General features: G+C 71.3%; 15 protein-coding genes and 2 pseudogenes. 10 read left to right on the forward strand and 7 right to left on the reverse strand.

The features are described from left to right. The first annotated feature begins 77 nt into the window (after positions 1-77). A complete protein-coding gene (locus tag ACZ6S4_RS33735) occupies positions 78-2,231 on the forward strand; it encodes an MMPL family transporter (protein ID WP_465478778.1) in 2,154 nt (717 codons plus the stop codon). Here the strand turns inward: ACZ6S4_RS33735 and ACZ6S4_RS33740 are convergent. Further along, positions 2,227-3,042 (reverse strand): annotated as a pseudogene (locus ACZ6S4_RS33740) (YhjD/YihY/BrkB family envelope integrity protein); the annotation flags it as partial. The gene ACZ6S4_RS33735 and the pseudogene ACZ6S4_RS33740 overlap by 5 nt on opposite strands. Positions 3,043-3,106: 64 nt before the next feature. On the opposite strand from ACZ6S4_RS33740, the gene dxr reads away from it, so the two are divergent. From dxr to ispG, 3 genes are read left to right on the forward strand one after another with little or no spacing between them, the layout of a single operon-like run. Further along, positions 3,107-4,318 carry a 1-deoxy-D-xylulose-5-phosphate reductoisomerase gene (gene dxr / locus ACZ6S4_RS33745; protein ID WP_465478779.1) on the forward strand — a complete coding sequence of 404 codons (1,212 nt, stop codon included), beginning with the start codon at positions 3,107-3,109 and terminating at the stop codon, positions 4,316-4,318. Further along, positions 4,318-5,574, forward strand: a complete 1,257-nt coding sequence (locus ACZ6S4_RS33750) for a M50 family metallopeptidase (RefSeq protein WP_465478780.1) — start codon at positions 4,318-4,320, stop codon at positions 5,572-5,574. The genes dxr and ACZ6S4_RS33750 overlap by 1 nt, the downstream gene beginning before the upstream one ends. A 10-nt stretch (positions 5,575-5,584) precedes the next feature. Then, positions 5,585-6,757, forward strand: a complete 1,173-nt coding sequence (ispG, locus tag ACZ6S4_RS33755) for a flavodoxin-dependent (E)-4-hydroxy-3-methylbut-2-enyl-diphosphate synthase (protein WP_465478781.1) — start codon at positions 5,585-5,587, stop codon at positions 6,755-6,757. A gap of 28 nt (positions 6,758-6,785) precedes the next feature. Here ispG and ACZ6S4_RS33760 read toward each other — a convergent pair whose 3' ends face one another. Then, a complete protein-coding gene (locus ACZ6S4_RS33760) occupies positions 6,786-7,775 on the reverse strand; it encodes a helix-turn-helix transcriptional regulator (protein ID WP_465478782.1) in 990 nt (329 codons plus the stop codon). A 48-nt stretch (positions 7,776-7,823) separates the two neighbouring features. Between ACZ6S4_RS33760 and ACZ6S4_RS33765 the strand changes: the two genes are divergently transcribed. Both ACZ6S4_RS33765 and ACZ6S4_RS33770 read left to right on the forward strand, forming a co-directional pair. Further along, on the forward strand, positions 7,824-8,447 hold the full coding sequence (locus tag ACZ6S4_RS33765; RefSeq protein ID WP_465478783.1) for a class I SAM-dependent methyltransferase: 624 nt from the start codon (positions 7,824-7,826) through the stop codon (positions 8,445-8,447). Positions 8,448-8,463: 16 nt separating this feature from the next. Then, positions 8,464-8,820, forward strand: coding sequence for a hypothetical protein (locus ACZ6S4_RS33770; RefSeq protein WP_465478784.1), 357 nt, complete (start codon positions 8,464-8,466; stop codon positions 8,818-8,820). A gap of 224 nt (positions 8,821-9,044) precedes the next feature. Here ACZ6S4_RS33770 and ACZ6S4_RS33775 read toward each other — a convergent pair whose 3' ends face one another. After that, on the reverse strand, positions 9,045-9,662 hold the full coding sequence (locus tag ACZ6S4_RS33775; protein ID WP_465478785.1) for a PadR family transcriptional regulator: 618 nt from the start codon (positions 9,660-9,662) through the stop codon (positions 9,045-9,047). 124 nt (positions 9,663-9,786) lie between these two features. On the opposite strand from ACZ6S4_RS33775, the gene ACZ6S4_RS33780 reads away from it, so the two are divergent. Then, entirely contained in the window at positions 9,787-10,626 is an 840-nt protein-coding gene (locus ACZ6S4_RS33780; protein WP_465478786.1) for a GNAT family N-acetyltransferase, read from the forward strand. Here the strand turns inward: ACZ6S4_RS33780 and ACZ6S4_RS33785 are convergent. Beyond that, positions 10,623-11,593: pseudogene (locus tag ACZ6S4_RS33785) on the reverse strand (IS481 family transposase). The gene ACZ6S4_RS33780 and the pseudogene ACZ6S4_RS33785 overlap by 4 nt on opposite strands. A 101-nt stretch (positions 11,594-11,694) precedes the next feature. Beyond that, the gene (locus ACZ6S4_RS33790; protein ID WP_465478787.1) at positions 11,695-12,678 is read right to left on the reverse strand and encodes an LLM class F420-dependent oxidoreductase; all 984 of its coding nucleotides are present in this window, start codon (positions 12,676-12,678) and stop codon (positions 11,695-11,697) included. Positions 12,679-12,789: 111 nt separating this feature from the next. Here ACZ6S4_RS33790 and ACZ6S4_RS33795 point away from each other — a divergent pair, with 111 nt between their 5' ends. From ACZ6S4_RS33795 to ACZ6S4_RS33805, 3 genes are read left to right on the forward strand one after another with little or no spacing between them, the layout of a single operon-like run. Next, complete coding sequence (locus tag ACZ6S4_RS33795) at positions 12,790-13,455, forward strand: ABC transporter ATP-binding protein (protein WP_465478788.1); 666 nt, start codon at positions 12,790-12,792, stop codon at positions 13,453-13,455. Beyond that, positions 13,452-15,596 carry a YhgE/Pip family protein gene (locus ACZ6S4_RS33800; RefSeq protein WP_465478789.1) on the forward strand — a complete coding sequence of 715 codons (2,145 nt, stop codon included), beginning with the start codon at positions 13,452-13,454 and terminating at the stop codon, positions 15,594-15,596. Before ACZ6S4_RS33795 ends, ACZ6S4_RS33800 begins: the two co-directional genes overlap by 4 nt. A gap of 2 nt (positions 15,597-15,598) precedes the next feature. Then, positions 15,599-16,186, forward strand: coding sequence for a TetR/AcrR family transcriptional regulator (locus tag ACZ6S4_RS33805; RefSeq protein WP_433732238.1), 588 nt, complete (start codon positions 15,599-15,601; stop codon positions 16,184-16,186). A 22-nt stretch (positions 16,187-16,208) separates the two neighbouring features. On the opposite strand, the gene ACZ6S4_RS33810 is transcribed toward ACZ6S4_RS33805, so the two are convergent. Both ACZ6S4_RS33810 and ACZ6S4_RS33815 read right to left on the reverse strand, forming a co-directional pair. After that, on the reverse strand, positions 16,209-17,276 hold the full coding sequence (locus ACZ6S4_RS33810) for an ABC transporter permease (RefSeq protein ID WP_465478790.1): 1,068 nt from the start codon (positions 17,274-17,276) through the stop codon (positions 16,209-16,211). Next, a complete protein-coding gene (locus ACZ6S4_RS33815) occupies positions 17,273-18,166 on the reverse strand; it encodes an ABC transporter ATP-binding protein (RefSeq protein WP_465478791.1) in 894 nt (297 codons plus the stop codon). The genes ACZ6S4_RS33810 and ACZ6S4_RS33815 overlap by 4 nt, the downstream gene beginning before the upstream one ends. Positions 18,167-18,226: the final 60 nt, after the last annotated feature.

Consider the following 18,226-nt stretch of genomic DNA (forward strand, 5'->3'; position numbering starts at 1 on the left):
TTTGCGAGGGTAAACGGCGTTCACTGCAATGGCCAAGATCTGAAGCGACTCTAACGGGCCGTGCGGGAGGCAGACACATGTTCGGCTGGTGGGGCAGGGCGGTCGTCCGGCTGCGCTGGTGGGTCATCGCTGCCGCGTTCGCGCTGGTCGTGGTGGGTGCGACCTGGGGCGCCGGCGTCTTCGGCTCGCTCACCGGCGGTGGTTACGACGACCCGAACAGTCAGTCGAACAGGGCAGCCGCGGGCATCGCCGCGCAGCTCGGTCAGCGCGATCCCGACCTGCTCGTGCTCTGGTCCAGCACCACCGGCACCGTGACCGACCCGGCCTTCCGGGCGGCGGTGAGCGAGGCGGTCGGCAGGATCCGGGCCGAAGCGGACGTCGCCCAGGTCGCCGCGTACACCGACGAGAACGCGCCACCGGCTCTGGTCAGCACCGACCGGCGATCCACCTACGCGGCGGTCTACCTGCGGGACACCGACGAGGACGGCCAGGCTGACGCGTACCACCGGATCGAGCCGGCCTTCGCCGCGCCCGGCCTGACCACGCAGGTCGGCGGGGTGGTCGCCTTCACCGACCAGGCGAACACGCAGACCAAGCAGGACATCACCCGGGCCGAGATCTTCTCGCTGCCGATCCTGTTCATCCTGCTCGTCCTGATCTTCCGAGGGTTGATCGCGGCGCTGTCACCGCTGGTCATCGGCGGTATCGCGATCCTCGGGGCGTTCGTCGCGGTACGGCTGCTGACCTACCTGACCGACATCTCGGTCTTCGCGATCAACGTCATCACGCTGCTCGGGCTGGGCATGGCCGTGGACTACTCGCTGTTCGTGGTGAGCCGCTTCCGTGAGGAGCTGGCGAACGGGCAGGACGTCAGCGCCGCCATCCGGACGACTGTGGCGACTGCCGGCCGTACCGTCGCGGTCTCGGGCCTCACGATCGTGCTGGCCCTGTCCAGCTTGCTGATCTTCCCGCAGCCCTTCCTGGGCGGCCTGGCCATCGGCGGCATGGCCGCCGTGCTGATCGCGATGCTGGCCGCGCTGACCGTGCTGCCCGCGGCGCTGGTCCTGCTCGGCCACCGCATCGACAAGTTGCGCATCCCGCTGCCGAGCAGTGCCCATCCGGGCGCCGGCTGGGCCCGCATCGCGCACAGCGTGATGCGCCGCCCGGTGCTGTACGTCGTCGGCGTGCTGGTCGTGCTGACCGCCTTCGCGGCACCGTTCCTGCGGGTGGAGTTCGGCGGCTTCGACGAGCGCGTGCTGCCTCCCGGCACCTCAGCCCGGATCGTCGGCGAACGGCTCGACAGTGGCTTCCCCGGCGGTGGCGAGGACCCGATCACCGTACTGGTGACCGGGGCGCCGGCCACCGGGCTGGCCGAGCGGATCGCCGGGCTGCCCGACGTCACCGCCGCCACCGTCACCGCCGAGCGCGGCGCCTCGTCGCTGATCACCGTGACCTACCCGGTTGAGCTGCCCCGTGCGGAGTCCCGCGAGATCGTCTCGCGGATCCGGGAGCTGCCCGCGCCCGCCGGGGCCGAGGTGCTCGTCGGCGGCCGGCCCGCGATCGACCTCGACCTGCTGGAGAGTCTCGCCGCCGGGCTGCCGTGGATGGCCCTGATCATGGCGGTGGCCACGATGCTGCTGCTCTTCCTGGCCTTCGGCTCCATCCTGCTGCCGATCAAGGCGGTGCTGATGAACCTGGTCTCGATCGGCGCGTCCTTCGGCGTGGTCGTCTGGATCTTCCAGGAGGGCCACCTGGAAGGCCTGCTGCGCTTCGAGTCCACCGGCTTCATCGAGCCGAGCAACATGATCCTGGTGCTCGCCGTGCTCTTCGGCCTGGCCACCGACTACGAGGTGTTCCTGCTCTCCCGGGTGCGCGAGGAGTGGGACGCGAGCGGGGACAACACCACGGCCGTCGCCTCCGGGCTGCAGCACACCGGCGGCATCATCACGGCCGCCGCGGTGCTGCTGATCACCGTGGTGGCCGGCTTCGCCACCGGCGGGGTGACCGTCATCAAGACCATCGGCATCGGCATGATCGTGGCCATCATCGTGGACGCGACACTGGTCCGGGCGCTGCTGGTCCCCGCGACGATGCGGCTGCTGGGCCGCTGGAACTGGTGGGCACCGGGTCCGCTGAGCCGCTTCTACGGCCGCTACGGGATCCACGAGACCCCCGCTCCGCCGAACCCGCCGGCCGCACCGGAGCCGGATCGCCGGCCCGCACCCGTCTAGCCCGCTGGAAGGCGCTGGCGCTCTGGGTCGCGGCGAAGCCGGCCAGCAGGATGACGTGGAAGAGGTAGAGCCAGAGTCCGACGGCGACCACGCCGCCGATCTCGGTGAAGCCGCCGAACGGCACGCCCAGGTCCAGCGGCAGCGAGCAGAAAAGCACGAAACCGTGCAGGAAGCCCGAGAGGTTGGCCGCGGTGAAGGAACCGACCAGCGTCGTGGCCAGCCACTCCGGCCGGCCCGGGGCCACCCCGCGGTAGACCCAGATCACCACGGGGGTCAGGACCAGCCAGGCGGCGAAGAAGGACAGGACCACGCCGGCGACCGCGTACCAGCCGCCGCGGACCCAGAGACCGCTGGTCACCGGCAGGGCCAGGAACAGCGCCAGCAGCAGGGCGGGGGAGGCGGCCAGCAGCGGCAGCCACAGGATCCGGCCGCGCCAGCCGACCAGGGCCTCGCCCGGCTCGCGCAGGGACACGAAGGCGCGGCGCAGGCCCTCGCCGTACAGGGTGGCGGGCAGCAGGCTGGCCACGGCCAGCATCGGTGTCAGGTGCAGACCGGCCTCGATCAGTGCGGCGAGCGCGCGGGGCGCCCCGATGGCATCGGGCAGCGCGTCGATCGTGCGCCCGGTGAGCCGGCGGACCCGGTCGGCCCCGGCGACCAGACCGGTGATCCAGATCGCCAGCAACGCCACCGGCACCACGGCGATCCCGGCGTAGAACGTCACCGCGGCCGAGTACAGGGCGAGGTCACGCCCACGGAGCAGCCGGAACGGCGCCGACAGTTTTCGGCGCACGTCCGCCACCCGGGATCTCATGGCTCACCCATACCCAGTGCGGCGCTACGATCCACCCGCCGGCGCCTGGACCCGGCAGGGGAAGATGAACCTCATGCGTGAGTTGGTACTGCTCGGCTCGACCGGATCCATCGGCACCCAGGCCATCGACATCGTCCGGCGCAATCCGGACCGGTTCCGGGTGGTCGCGCTCGGCGCCGGCGGTGGCAACGTCGAGGTGCTCGCCGCGCAGGCCCTGGAGCTCGCCGTCGACGTGGTGGGGGTGGCCCGCTCCAGTGTCGTGCAGGACCTCCAGCTCGCCTTCTACGCCGAGGCCCAGAAACGCGGCTGGGCCACCGGCGACTTCAAACTGCCGAAGATCGTCGCCGGGCCGGACGCGATGACCGAGCTGGCCCAGTGGCCCTGTGACGTGGTGCTCAACGGGGTCGTGGGCAGTCTCGGGCTGCCGCCGACGCTGGCCGCGCTGCGCTGTGGCCGTACCCTCGCGCTCGCCAACAAGGAGTCGCTCGTCGCCGGCGGCCCGCTGGTCAAGGCCGCGGTGACGCGGCCGGGGCAGATCGTGCCGGTCGACTCGGAGCACTCGGCGCTGGCCCAGTGCCTGCGCGGCGGGTCGGCCGCCGAGGTCCGGCGGCTGATCCTGACCGCCAGCGGGGGCGCGTTCCGGGACCGCCGGCGCGCGGAGCTGACGAACGTCACACCCGAGGAAGCGCTCAAGCATCCGACGTGGGACATGGGCCCGGTCGTGACGATCAACTCCGCGACCATGGTCAACAAGGGCCTCGAGGTGATCGAGGCGCACGAGCTGTTCGACGTGCCGTACGACGCCATCGAGGTGATGGTGCACCCCCAGTCGGTGCTGCACTCGCTGGTGGAGTTCGGCGACGGCTCCACGCTGGCCCAGGCCAGCCCGCCGGACATGCGGCTGCCGATCGCGCTCGCGCTGGCCTGGCCGGAGCGGGTGCCCGACGCCGCGGCGGCCGTCGACTGGACGCTGGCGCACAACTGGGAGCTGCGCCCGCTGGACGACGAGGCGTTCCCGGCCGTCCGGCTGGCCAAGGCCGCCGGTACGGCGGGCCGGTGCCGGCCGGCCATATACAACGCCGCGAACGAGGAGTGTGTGGCCGCGTTCGTGTCCGGTCGGCTACCTTTTCTGGGCATCGTCGACACCCTCGAGGCGGTGCTTGCGGCGGCACCCGATTTCGACGAGCCGGGTACCGTCGAGGACGTGCTGACCGCGGAGGCCTGGGCGCGTGCCCAGGCCCAGCGGATGATCGCTACGGCGGCTGAAGGAGCCTGATGCTGTACTGGTTGGGGACGGCGGCCTTCGCGCTGGCTATCTTGATCTCGGTGAGCCTGCACGAGCTGGGCCACATGATCACGGCGAAGCGCTATGGGATGAAGGTCACCCAGTACTTCGTCGGCTTCGGCCCGACCATCTTCTCGTTCCGCCGCGGCGAGACGGAGTACGGCCTCAAGGCCATCCCGCTCGGCGGCTTCTGCAAGATCGTCGGGATGACGCCGCAGGACGACGACGTCTCGGAGCAGGACCAGCCGCGGGCCATGTGGCGCTTCCCGGTGTGGAAGCGCACGGTCGTCATGTCGGCCGGCTCCCTCACCCACTTCGCCCTCGCGATCGTCGCCGCCTGGTGTGCCGCGGTGTTCGTCGGCCTGCCCAACCCCGACGTGCCGCAGACCGTCCAGCAGCAGGTCGCCCTGCCGGCCCAGATCACCGTGGCCGACTGTGTGCCGATCGTGCTCAGCGAGAACGAGTGCAAGGTCGGCGCGGGCACCGACGTCGCCGGCCCGGCCGCTGCCGCGGGGCTCAAGACGGGCGACGTCATCACCAAGGTCGGCAACACCCCGATCACCAGCTACGGCCAGCTCACCGACGCCATCCGCGGCAGCAAGCCCGGCCCCACGGTCTTCGAATACACCCGCGACGGCCGGCCCGGCACGGCGACGGTCACCATGATCGCCGCGCAGCGCCCGCCGCTGGACGACCCGGAGGGCAAGGTCACCGAGGTCTCGGTGGTCGGCATCGGCCAGAGCATCAACATCCCCGGCACGGTCACCTACGGCCCGCTCGACGCCGTCCCGGCCAGCCTGCGCTACGACTGGAGCCTGGTCGAGGGCTCGTTCGTGGCGATGAAGCGGATCCCGGAGAAGATCCCGGCGCTGTGGAACTCGATCACCGGCTCGGAGCGCGACCCGAACACCCCGATCAGCGTCATCGGCGCGAGCCGGCTGGGCGGCGAGGCGATCGAGCGGGGCGTGCCCGAGATCTTCCTGCTGATCTTCATCTCGCTGAACGTCTTCATCGGCATCTTCAACCTGCTGCCGCTGCTGCCCCTGGACGGTGGCCACATCGCCATCGCCTGGTACGAGCGGGCCCGCTCGTGGGTCTACGGCAAGCTGCACAAGCCTGACCCCGGCCGCGTCGACTACTTCAAGCTGATGCCGCTGACCTATGCCGTCATCCTGATCGGTGGGGCGTTCACGCTGCTCACCGCCACGGCCGACGTGATCAACCCGATTACCATCTTCTCTAAGTGAGAGTGCGCACATGACCGCTGTCAGTCTCGGTATGCCGGCCGTACCGCCGCCGCCGCTGGCCCCCCGCCGGCAGAGCCGCCAGATCATGGTCGGCAACGTGCCGGTCGGCGGGGGCGCGCCGGTGAGCGTGCAGTCGATGACGACCACGCTGACCGCCGACGTCAACGCGACCCTGCAGCAGATCGCCGAGCTCACCGCCTCCGGCTGTCAGATCGTCCGGGTGGCCGTGCCGTCGCAGGACGACGTCGAGGCGCTGCCGGCCATCGCCAAGAAGTCGCAGATCCCGGTCATCGCCGACATCCACTTCCAGCCGCGGTACGTCTTCGCCGCGATCGACGCCGGCTGCGCGGCGGTCCGGGTCAACCCCGGCAACATCCGCCAGTTCGACGACAAGGTCAAGGAGATCGCCAAGGCCGCGGGCGACGCCCGGGTGCCGATCCGGATCGGCGTGAACGCGGGCTCGCTGGACAAGCGGATCATGCAGAAGTACGGCAAGGCCACCGCCGAGGCGCTGGTCGAGTCGGCGCTGTGGGAATGCTCGCTGTTCGAGGAGCACGGCTTCCGCGACATCAAGATCTCGGTCAAGCACAACGACCCGGTGGTGATGATCCGCGCGTACCGCCAGCTCGCGGAGCAGTGCGACTACCCGCTGCACCTCGGCGTCACCGAGGCCGGCCCGGCGTTCCAGGGCACGATCAAGAGCGCCGTCGCGTTCGGCGCGCTGCTGGCCGAGGGCATCGGCGACACCATCCGGGTGTCGCTGTCGGCCCCGCCGGTCGAGGAGATCAAGGTCGGCCAGGGCATCCTGGAGGCGCTGGGCCTGCGCGAACGCGGCCTGGAGATCGTCTCCTGCCCGTCCTGCGGCCGGGCCCAGGTGGACGTCTACACGCTGGCCGAGCAGGTGACCGCGGCGCTCGAGGGCTTCCCGGTGCCGCTGCGGGTGGCGGTCATGGGCTGCGTCGTGAACGGCCCGGGCGAGGCCCGCGAGGCCGACCTCGGGGTGGCATCGGGCAACGGCAAGGGCCAGATCTTCGTCCGGGGCCAGGTCATCAAGACGGTCCCCGAATCGATCATCGTGGAGACGCTGGTCGAAGAGGCCCTGCGGCTGGCCGACCAGATGGGCGCCGAGCTCCCGGACGAGCTCCGCGAGCTGCTGCCCGGTCCCACCGTCACCGTCCACTGAGCATTCCGACGTCCGGCTCGGCCGCACCTCAGCGTGGGCCGGGCCGGTCGGCGTGCCGCCACTGCGCCGGCGTCACCTGGTGCTCGGCGCGGAACCGCTTGATGAAGTAACTGACATCGGGATACCCGACCCGGTGGCTGATCGCCGCCACCGTCAGATCGGTCCCGCCCAGCAACACGCGGGCCTGTTGCATCCGCCGCTGGGCGATCCACTGCTGTACCGTACGGCCGGTCTTGCGGCGTACCACCGTGGTGAGATGACCGGTGGTCAGGGCCAGCTCGGCGGCGACATCGGTCAGCGAGATGGGCTCGTGGAAACGCCGCTCGATGACCTCGAAGACGGCCGCGAGCAACGGCTCGTCGGACGAACGCAGCTGGCCGGCGACGTCGGTGGACAGCCGGGACGCGGCCACCAGCATCAGCGTCAGGTGGGCGAGCGCGGCTTCCTGGTAGCCGTCGCGCCGGGCCCGCAGTTCGGCTTCCAGTACGGCGAAACGGGACATCCAGCGGTCCCGGTCAGCGGCGGCAACCTTGAGGCGCTGCGCGCGGTCGATCCCGCGGGCGAACGGGAACAGCAGTGGGTGCGACCGCCACGATGAATAGGCTCCGGGCGTACCGGGACGGATCACGTCGGCGGGGAACCAGACCACCCAGCCGTCGGCGGCGACCTCCTCGTGCGGGCCGGTGAAGGACACCACCTGCCCGGGAGCGACGAAGAACAGGTCGCCGTCGGTCACCGGCCACTCCCGGTCGTCGATCACGATCGTCCCGGCGGCCCGGTGTGCGTAGAAGAGCACCAGGAAGTCGTGGGTGTGCGCGCCCGCGGGTGGGTTGCCGGCCGCAGGATCCTCGGGGAGACGGGTGATCGCGATCGGGGCGACACCGGGAACATGGCCGAAGGCGATGACCGGAACACCCTGCCCGGTCGCCCCCACCCGCCGGGCCCGCCCCCGCAGCGGCACCGAAGATCGTCGCATCGCGGCCACGGATCGGTCGTTGTTCCTTTCCCTGTCCCGCATGACGCTGAGAGTACGACTTAATTTCGTCGGACTCGACAGGGGCGCGACATGACCGACCAGCACTATCTGCCCGCCATGGGCAAACAGTGGTTGCTGCCCCTCTACGACCCGTTCACCCGGCTGGCCCGGGTCAGCCGCATCCACGGACAGCTGCTCGATCGCGCGGACCTCCGGCCCGGCCAGCGGGTCCTGGAGATCGGCTGCGGCACGGGCAACCTGCTGACGGCCCTCGGGCGGCGGACGCCCGACATCGAGGCCGTGGGCATCGACCCGGACCCGGCGGCGCTGCGCCGGGCCCGGCGCAAGGCAGCCCGCCGCAAACTGCCGATCCGGTACGAGCAGGCGTTCGCCGGCAACCTGCCCCTGCCCGACGCGAGCTTCGACCGGGTCCTGTCCTCGTTCATGCTGCACCACCTCGACGAGGAGGAACGCGGGCGCGCATTGAGCGAGGTCCGACGCGTCCTGCGCCCGGGCGGCGAGTTCCACGTGGTGGACATCGACGGCACGCCATCCGGCCGGCCCGGTAGAACACACCGCCACCCGCTGGTAGCGGCAAGCGTCCCCGAGCACGTCCTGGCCGCAATGGAGGAAGCGGGCCTGACGGGCGTCACCGAGAACGGCCGCGACAGGGCCCGCTTCGGCGCCTACGCCTTCTACCGCGCCGAGATGTGACAGCCGCGGATGTGGTGTGTCCACCTTAAGATCGGCCGATGAGAAAGCCGGCTCCGGACGCCGCGATCATCACCGGCGTCCTGCTGACCACGTCGGTTATCTGCTGCCCTGGTTCCGCCTCACGCCCCGGTACGAATGGTGGTACTCCGGAACGCGGTACCTGTCCGAGGGCGCCGGCTGGACCTGGTGGGTGTACGTGTGTCTGGGCCTGACCTTGGTGGCGGCCTTGTGGGCGGACACGTCCCTGGGCGCGGCCATGGCAGCGACAGCCGCCGGCGTGGCGAGTGCCCTGTTCGCCGTCGCCGTCGTGGCGTTCAGCTTCGCGCGCATCCGGGCGGTCGCGGTCAACGCCGTCGTGACCAGCCCCACCTGAAGCGCACCCGACGCGGGGCGCGTCCGACCGCGTGAAGGCCGGCGCGACGCGGCGGGTGTCCGGGCGACCACCGGGATCGCCCGGCAGCGGGTGATCAGCCCGGAGATCCGCCTGGCTCGCCTGTGTGCGGGTGGACGACGGTGTTGCGGTTGTGGGCTTCCGGGCGCCGTAGCGGAAAAGAAGTGAACGGGGCGCACCCACCGAAATGGATGCGCCCCGGCTGCTTACTCGTCGGCGAGAATCGCGTAGAGCTTGCGCTTGGTTTCGTTCAGGACTTCCAGGGCTTTGTCGCGCTGTTCCGGGGTGCCGTTGAAGCCCACCTGGCGCAGCGCGTCCATGATGCCGATCGCCGCATCGCGGAAGTCCTGGACCTGCGACATGGTGTCGTTGCTGAACTGGGCCCACGGCGGGTTCTCCGCCGCGACGGTGGCCTCCTCGCGGCCCGCGTCGGTCAGGGTGAAGCGCTTGCGGCCGCCGGCCGCCTCGGCCTCGATGAGGCCTTCGTCCTCCAGCAGCTGCAGGGTCGGGTAGACCGAGCCGGGGCTCGGGCGCCAGATGCCGCCGGTGCGGCTCTCCAGCTCCTGGATCATCTCGTAGCCGTGCATGGGCCGTTCGAGCAGCAGCGCCAGCAGGGCCGGTCGCACGTTGGGCCGGCTGCCGCGGCCGCCGCGGCGATGGCCGCGTCCGCCCGGCCCTCCGGGGCCGAACCCGCCGCCAGGACCGCCGAAGCCCGGGCCGCCCTGGCCGAACGGGAATCCGGGCGGGAAGCCGAAGCCGCGCATGAGGCCCTCGCGCAGGCTGCCGGGGTGGACGTGTCCCTCGCGCATGTGGTGGTGTCGCATGACCTTCTCCGATCTGTTGTCGATAGTTAGACGATATATCGGCAACATGTCAGGTGCAAGGGTTTCTCCGATCCGAGGGGGCGGCGCGGGTGTATCCGGGCGGCCATCTGGCAATCTGGTAGCTGTGTTGACGGTGCCCATCCGCCAGCTCGGCGAGTCCGAGCGGGCGACGGTCGAGCGGATCCTCGACCAAGACCCGTACGCCGGCGCTCAGATCGCCGAGCGTGTGGCGGCGCATGGGCTCAACTGGTGGCGCTCCGACGGCCGGATCTACGGGTACGGCACGGGCCGCCGCATCGAATCCCTCTGCTGGTCCGGGGCCCACCTCGTGCCGGTGTGCACGACGCCGGCCGCGGTGGCCGCCTACGCCGACCTGCTCGGCGCCGAGCCGCGCATCTGTTCGTCGATCATCGGGCGGGCCGAAGCCGTGCTCGACCTCTGGGAGCGCCTCGGCGGGCACTGGGGTCCGGCCCGCGACGTGCGGCCGCACCAGCCGCTGCTGGTCGCCGACCGGGAGGCGCCGATCGCGCCCGACCCCGAGGTGCGCCTGGTGCAGCCCGGCGAGGTGGACCAGCTCTTCCCGGCCGCGGTGGCGATGTACACCGAAGAGGTCGGCGTCTCGCCGCTGGTCGACGACGGCGGGCGCGGCTACAAGCGGCGGATCTCCGAGCTGGTGCGCTCGAAGCGGGCCTACGCGCGCTTCGTCGGCGACCGGGTCGTGTTCAAGGCCGAGCTGGCCATCGTCACCCGGCGCACCACGCAGGTGCAGGGAGTCTGGGTCGACCCGGAGTTCCGGGGGCACGGAATGGCCGCGGGAGCCATGGCGGCGGTGCTGCGCGACGCGTTGCGCCGGGTGGCGCCCACTGTGAGCCTGTACGTCAACGACTACAACGCGCCCGCCCGCCGGGTCTACGCGCGCTGCGGCTTCGTGCCGAACGGCAGCTTCGCCACCGTCCTCTTCTAGGTGTAGGGACCAGGACCGTTGTTGACGCGGGTGATGGGTGGTTGGCCTCCGTGTGCGGTGTGTGCGCGGTGGTGGTTGTAGGTGTGTAGCCAGCCGGGTAGGGCGTCGGCGCGGTCTTGGTTGCTGGTGAAGGGTCGGGAGTAGATCCATTCGTCGCACATGGTGCGGTTGAAGCGTTCTGCTTTGCCATTGGTCTGGGGCCGGTACCGGCGGGTGAAGCGGGGCTGGGCGCCGAGGTCGGCCAGGGCGTCGCGCCAGGCGTGGCCGCGTCGGTAGGCCAGGGCGTTGTCGGTCATCACGCGCTCGATCTGTGGTATCCCGAGCTGGGCGAAGTGTTGCGCGGCGCGTCGCAGAAAGCCGGCGCACGTGTCGGTCTTTTCGTCGGGGTGGATCTCGGCGTAGGCCAGGCGGGTGTGATCGTCGATCGCCGCGTGCACGTATTCGTAGCCGACGCGAGCGGCGTATCGGGTGCGGCGGTGTTCGAGGCTGTCGCGGCCGTGGACCCGCCAGCCGCCGCCGTCGCGTAACCGGCCGATCTTCTTGACGTCGACATGGATGAGTTCGCGGGCCGGTCGCGTTCATAGCGGCGGATCGGCTGGCCGGTAGGGCGATCCAGCCAGGCCAGGCGGTGCAGGCCATGACGGGTCAACACCGCGTGCACCGTCGAGGCCGGCATGTTCAGCAGCGGCGCCAGCCGGCGTGGGCCGCGTTTGAGCTCGGTGCGCAGGGCGCAGATCCGCGCTTCCAGCTCGGTGCTGGTCTTGCCGGGCAGCCGATGGGCGGTGCTGGGCCGATCATGCAGTCCCGCGTCGCCTTCGGCGCGCCATCGGGCCAGCCATTTGTAGCCGGTGGCGCGGGACACGCCGAGTTCTTTGACGACATGGGCGACCGGGCGTCGATCGGTGACGACACGCGCGATGAGCAGCCGTCGGCCGTGCAGGGTCAGGCGGGCGTTACGGTGGGCCATAGAGACCTCCGGTTCGGTGAAGCGTCGCAACTTCCACCTCGCCGGAGGTCTTCTCACATCTCAAGCCGACACGCCGTCAACAACGCTCATGGGCACTACATCTAGGGCCGGCCCAACCCCGTGATGAGCTCACCGAGAGCCGCCGCTCCACCCTGCTGCAGTTCCGGCGTCGGCACCAGGGCCATCACCGGGACGTCGACGCCGGCCGCCGCGTAACGCGCCACGTGCTCGCGGCACTGCGCCGGTGAGCCGTGCACGATCAACTCGTCCACCACCTCGTCCGGGATCGCCGCCAGCGCGCCCTTGCGGTCGCCCGCCGCCCACGCCGTCCACATCGGAGCCAGGACCGGCTCGCGACCGAGCCAGCGGTGGAACTCCGCGTACGCCGGGACGGTCAGGTAGGCCGCGATCATCCGGCGGCCGACCGTACGGGCGTAGGTCGCGTCCTCGGTCGGGCACACGAAGATGCGCGCCACCACGTCGAAGTCCGGCCGGTCGGACTTGGCCTCGGCCAGCGCGCGGGGCACGTCGGTGGCCGCCAGCCAGTTGAGGATCACGCCGTCGGCGGCGGACGCGGCCAGCCGGAGCATGCCGGGACGCAGGGCGGCGAGCAGCACCGCCGGCGGGGTCGCGGGCGGGCGTTCGAGCTTGAAACGGCGCACCCGGAAGGTCTCGAACTCGCGGTCGACCACCTCACCGGCCAGCGCCGCGCGCAGGAACTCCAGCATGTCCCGGCTGCGGGCGAACGGCTTGGTGAAGTCGGCCGCGTTCCAGTCGCCGACGACAACAGGGGACGACGCGCCGATGCCGAGCTGGAACCGGCCGGGCGCTGCCTCGGCCAGCGCGGCGGCGGTCATCGCGAGCAGGGCCGGGCCGCGGGTGAAGACCGGGGTGATGGCGGTCCCGAGCCGGGCCTGCGGCTGCCAGGCGGCGGCCAGCGTCAGCGGGGTGAAGGCGTCGGTGCCGGCCACCTCGGACGACCAGAGGTCGGTGAAACCCGCGTCGGCCAGGGCCGCGAAAACTGCGGCGTGCTCGGCCAGCGGCACCCCGCCCAGCGGTACGGTCATTCCCCATCGCGTCGGCATGTCCCGATCCTGCCCTGTGATCGAGGTGAGGTCCACCACTGTGACTTCCATCGACGGGCATCACGAGCAACTATTTGTACTGACCAGTCAGTTCGAAAAGTGGGTGTCGTGATGCCGGTTCTGACGGCTTGCGGGGCGGGCGTACGCCACCGCCGCCGGTGGCTCTTCCAAGACCTCGACGTGAGCGTCGAGCCGGGAGAGATCGTGGCGATCGTCGGCCCACCGGGCAGCGGGCGCACGACGGTGCTGCTGGCGCTGTCGCACCGCTTCAGGCTCACGGCCGGCCGGGTCACCGGCGCGGCCGCGCTGGGCTCGGTGCCTGACGTGACGTCGCCCGAGCCGGTGCTCACGGTGATCGAGCACGTCCGGGAGCGGTTGCTGCTGACCGGCCGACCCCCGCGGGAGGCCGGGCAGGTGCCACTGCTCGGCCTCGATCCGCGGACGAAGGGGTACGAGCTGAGCCCGTTCCAGCGGCAGTTGCTCGGGCTCGTGCTGGCCCGGCTGGAACGGCCTCGGGTGATCGCGCTGGATGCGGTGGATGAGGGGCTGGACGAGGGCGAGACGCGGGAGTTGTGGACGCTGCTGGAGTCGATCACGGAGGACGGCATCGCCGTGCTGGTGACGGCCCGCGAGGTCGACCCGGGCCGGGTGTCCACAGTGGTACGGCTCGGAGCGGTGCAGTCGCCGGAGTCGGCGCCGGCCGTCGTTGATCAGGAGCCGACAGCAGAGCTTGATCACGGCGTTGCGGACGGCGACGAGCAGGAGGAGAAGTCATGACCGATTTGTCCAGCGTCCGGCTCGCCGGGTTCGAGCTGCGCCGCTTCCTGCGCGGCCGCCTCCCCGCAGCCGCCCTCGTAGTCCTCTGCGTGGTCCCCCTGCTCTACGGCGCCCTCTACCTCTACGCCTTCTGGGACCCCTACGGCCGGCTCAACCACATTCCCGCCGCCCTCGTCGTCGAGGACGTCACCGCCACCGCCAGTGACGGCACCAAGGTGCACGCCGGGCAGGATCTGGCCGACGAGCTGATCAAGCGGGAGGTCTTCGACTGGCACGTCACCGACGAGCGCGGTGCCGAGGCCGGGCTCGCCGACGGCAGCTACCAGCTCGCCCTGCGCATCCCGCGGGACTTCTCCAAGGACCTCACGACTGGCCCGGATCCCGACGCCACCCCGACGTCCTCCCGGCTCGTGGTCATCAACGACGACGCCACCAACTACCTCTCCGGGGTCTTTTCCCGGACCGCATTCCAGGAGGTTCAGGCCGCCGCCGCCCAGCGCGCCCAGGCCGGCTACTTCGACAAGATGCTGATCGGTTTCACCGACGCGAAGAAGGAGTCCGAGCGGGCCGCCGACGGCGCCGCGAAGCTTGAGGACGGCGTGAGCGACGCGAGCAGCGGCGCCGACCGGTTGGCCGGCGGCCTCACCGACGCCGACCGCGGCGCCGGCCGGCTGTCCAACGGTCTCGGCAGTGCCGCGCAGGGCGCCGACGACCTCGCCGACGGCCTGGCCACCTTGCAGGCCGGGGCGGCCCAGCTGGCCACCGGTACGCAGCAGGCGGCGGCCGGCGGCCGGCAGCTCGCAACCGCGGTCGACACCGCCGCCGGCAAGGTCGAGCCGTTGCTGCGGCAGAACGCCGAACTGATCGCCGACGCCGCCGACCAGGTCGCCGACGGTGCCGAGCTGCTCGCCCGCAACGTCGACAAGCTGGACGACGCGGCCGGGGACGCCGTGCAGCAGGCCCGGGAGCTCCAGAAGTACATCAACGCGTTGCCCGAGGACACCCCGCAGCTGGCCGAGATGAAGGACCTCGCGCGGCAGCTCGTCACTGCGGCCGAGCGGATGCAGTCCACGGTCCGCTCCGCCGACCTGGATGCGCTGAGCGCCCGGCTGCACGAGGTCGCCGCGACCGCCCGCCAGGTCGCCGAGGCCGCGCCGCACCTGGCCGACGATGTCGCCGCCGCCCGCACCAGCGTCGACCGGCTCGCCGCCGGCCTCGGCGAGCTCGCCACCGGGGCGCAGCGGCTGAACAGCGGTGCCGCCGATGCCGCGGCCGGTGCCGACGACCTGCGCGGGGGGATCTTCCGGCTGGCGTCCGGCGCGCGTGAGCTGGACGGCGGCCTCGACTCGCTGACGGCCGGCGGCCATCAGCTCGCCTCCGGCCTCGGCGACCTGCGCAGCGGTACCGCCAAGCTGGCGTCCGGACTGGCCGACGGGGCGGAGCAACTGCCGGGGTACGGCGACGACCCGTCCCAGCGCGCGGACGTGCTCAGCGACCCGATCGCCCTGAACCGTACGGTGCGCCACCCGGCCGCCACGTACGGCGTGGGTTTCGCCCCGTACTTCCTGGCCCTGGCGCTCTGGGTGGGTGCCATGATCACGTACATGGTGCTGCGCCCGCTGAACCGCCGGTACGTGGTGTCCGGGGCGCCCGCGTACCGGGTGGCGCTGGCCGGGCTGTTGCCGGCGGTGGCGATCGGGCTGACCCAGGCGTCGCTGCTGTTCGCGGTGGTGGTCTTCGGTCTCGGCCTGAACCCGGTGCACCCGCTGCTCACCCTGGGTCTGCTGATGCTGACGGCGACAGCCTTCGCGGCGATCATGCAGTTGCTCGGCGCCGCGCTCGGCCCGGCCGGCCGGATCGCCGCGCTGGCCCTGCTGATGCTGCAGCTGACGTCGTCGGGTGGCACCTACCCGGTGCAGACCTCGCCGGACTTCTTCCAGGCTGTGCACCCGCTGCTGCCGATGACCTACGTCGTGGACGCCCTGCGCCACGCGATCGACGACGGCCCGGCCGGTACGGTGGTCACCGGCGCACTGGCGCTGCTCGGCTACGGGCTCACGGCGCTGGCCCTGACCGTGGCGGTGGCCCACCGGTCGCGGCGGCTGACCCCGTCCGACCTGCATCCGGAGCTGGTGATCTGACAATCGTGGACGGACGGACCCGCAGGCGCGAGGACACCCGGCAGCGCCTGTTCGAGGCGGCGGTGGAGCTCATCGCCGAGCAGGGCTTCTCGGCGACCACGGTCGACGACATCGCGCTGCGGGCCAAGGTCGCCAAGGGCACCGTCTACTACAACTTCGCCTCCAAGACGGCTCTCTTCGAGGAGCTGCTGCGGCACGGGATCGGGCTGCTCACCGACGAGTTCCGGGCGGCGGTCGCCGGCCTGCCGCCCCGGGAGGCGGTCGACGCTCTGATCCGGGCCCAGCTGGAGTACATCCGCCGGTACCGGGCCTTCGCGCAGCTGCTGCTCTCGGAGATGTGGCGCACCAACCGGGAGTGGCAGCAGACGCTGGTGCTGCTGCGGGAGCAGGCGATCGGGGTGATCGCGGAGACCGTCCAGGCCGGGGTCGACTCCGGCGATCTGCCCGGGGATCTGGACGTGCGGGTGGCCTCGTCGGCGCTGTTCGGGGTGGGCCTGGTCGTGGCGGTCGACTGGCTGGTGTTCCAGCCGGAACGGTCCATCGAGGACGTCGAGCAGTCCCTGCTGTCGATCGTCCGCCGGGTCGCTTGAGCGACCCGGCGGCACATCAGGCTCAGCCGACCGTGGAGCGGCTGCGCCAGGCGGTCGCGAAGGACGTCCGCCCGTTGGTGCGCAGCAGCGAACCCTCGTAGACCCGGGCGCCGACGGCGAGGAACACCACCGTGGAGACCGCGAGCACGAGCAGGGACACCACCGGCTCCCACCCCGCCGCGTCCCCGGTGAACAGGCGCACCGGCATCGCGATCGGTGCGGAGAACGGGATGTAGGACAGCGCCGTCATCGCGGCGGCGTTCTCCTGCAGGAACAGGACCGCGAAGAACGGGCCCATCACCGCGAGCTGCAGGGGTGCCGAGGCGCCGTTGATGTCCTCCTGCCGCGCGGCGAGGGCGCCCACCCCGGCCCACAGCGTGGCCAGCATGACGAAGCCGATCAGGAAGAACGGCAGGAACCAGGCGATCGTCGGCCCGACCAGGGCGGTCACGTCCGCGTCCACCCCGGCGATCCGCATCCCGACCAGGGCGACCACCGCGATCAGGGCGATCTGCCCGAACGCCAGCAACGTCATCGCCGCCACCTTGCCGGCCAGCAGTGCCCGTACCGGCACGCTGGCCACGAGGATCTCGACGATCCGGGTCTGCTTCTCCTCGGTCACGCTCATCGCGATCTGCAGCCCGAAGGTGAACGAGGTCATGAAGAACAGGAAGGCCAGCGCGAACGGCACGACGAAGGCGAGGAACGGGTCGGTGGCGTCCGGGTCGAGCAACCGCACCGGCGGCGCGGTGCTGAGCGCCTCGACCACCTCACCGGGCGCTTCCTCCAGGGCGAGCACGGTCGGGCCGCCGACCACGGCCGCCTCCACATCACCGTCGCGCACGAGCCGTTCCGCCTCGGCGTCGGTGGCGACCGTACGCACCTCCAGCCCGGCCCGCTGCAGCGCCGTGGCCACGGTGCGGTCGGTCGTGGCCACCTTGGCCGGACCGCCGTCGAGCAGCCCCGGCAGCACGGTGCTGGCGATGGCGATCAGCAGGAAGAAGGCCGTACTGATCAGGAAGGTCTTGTCCCGGAGCTTGACCCGGATCTCGCGGGCGGCGACGAGCCGGGCGGCGGCAAGGGTGGTCACTGGTTCACCTCTCGGAAGATCTCGGCGAGCGACGGCGTGACGGGACCGAAGGAACGGACCGGGCCCCGGGCCAGCGCGGCGCGCAGCACCTCCTGGTCGTCGGCGCCGGAGGCGAGGTCGAAGACCGCGCGGGCGCCGTCCAGGTCGATCAGCGTCACTCCCGGGTGGTCGCGCAGCCAGCCGGCGTCGGTGTCGACCTCGACGGCGAAGCGGGGCAGCGCATAACCGGCCCGCAGCTCGGCCCGGCTGCCCGAGGCCCGGATCCGGCCGCCCGCGATGATCACCAGGTCGTCGCAGAGCCGCTCGACCACGTCGAGCTGGTGGCTGGAGAAGAGCACCGGGGCGCCCGCGGCGGCACGCTCACGCAGCACGCCGACGACCACGTCGACGGCCAGCGGGTCGAGGCCGGAGAACGGCTCGTCCAGCACCAGCACCTCGGGGTCGTGCACCAGCGCGGCGGCGATCTGCACCCGCTGCTGGTTGCCGAGCGACAGCTTCTCCACCTGCTCGCCGGCGCGGTCGCTCAGCCCGAGGCGTTCCAGCAGAGCGGCGGTGTTGCGGCGGGCCGCCTCGGCGCTCAGTCCGTGCAGCCGGCCCAGATAGACGATCTGGTCACTGATGGTCATCTTCGGATAGAGGCCGCGTTCCTCCGGCATGTAGCCGAAGCGGTGCCGCAGCTCCCGGGTGAGCGGGACGCCCTGCCAGGTCACCTCGCCGGCGTCCGCCGCGAGCACGCCGAGCATGATCCGCATCGTCGTGGTCTTGCCGGCGCCGTTCGCGCCGACGAAGCCGGTCATCCGCCCGGCCTCCACAGTGAACGAGACGTCCTCGAGCACCCGCCGGTCCCCGAAGCTGCGACTGACGGCCTCCACTTTCAGCACGTTGGTCATGGTGACCACGCTAGGGCGCTTCCGCCGCCCGCGAGTCCGGCCCGAGGATGATCACCGGGG

The sequence above is a fragment of the Actinoplanes sp. NPDC051405 genome (assembly GCF_055586185.1).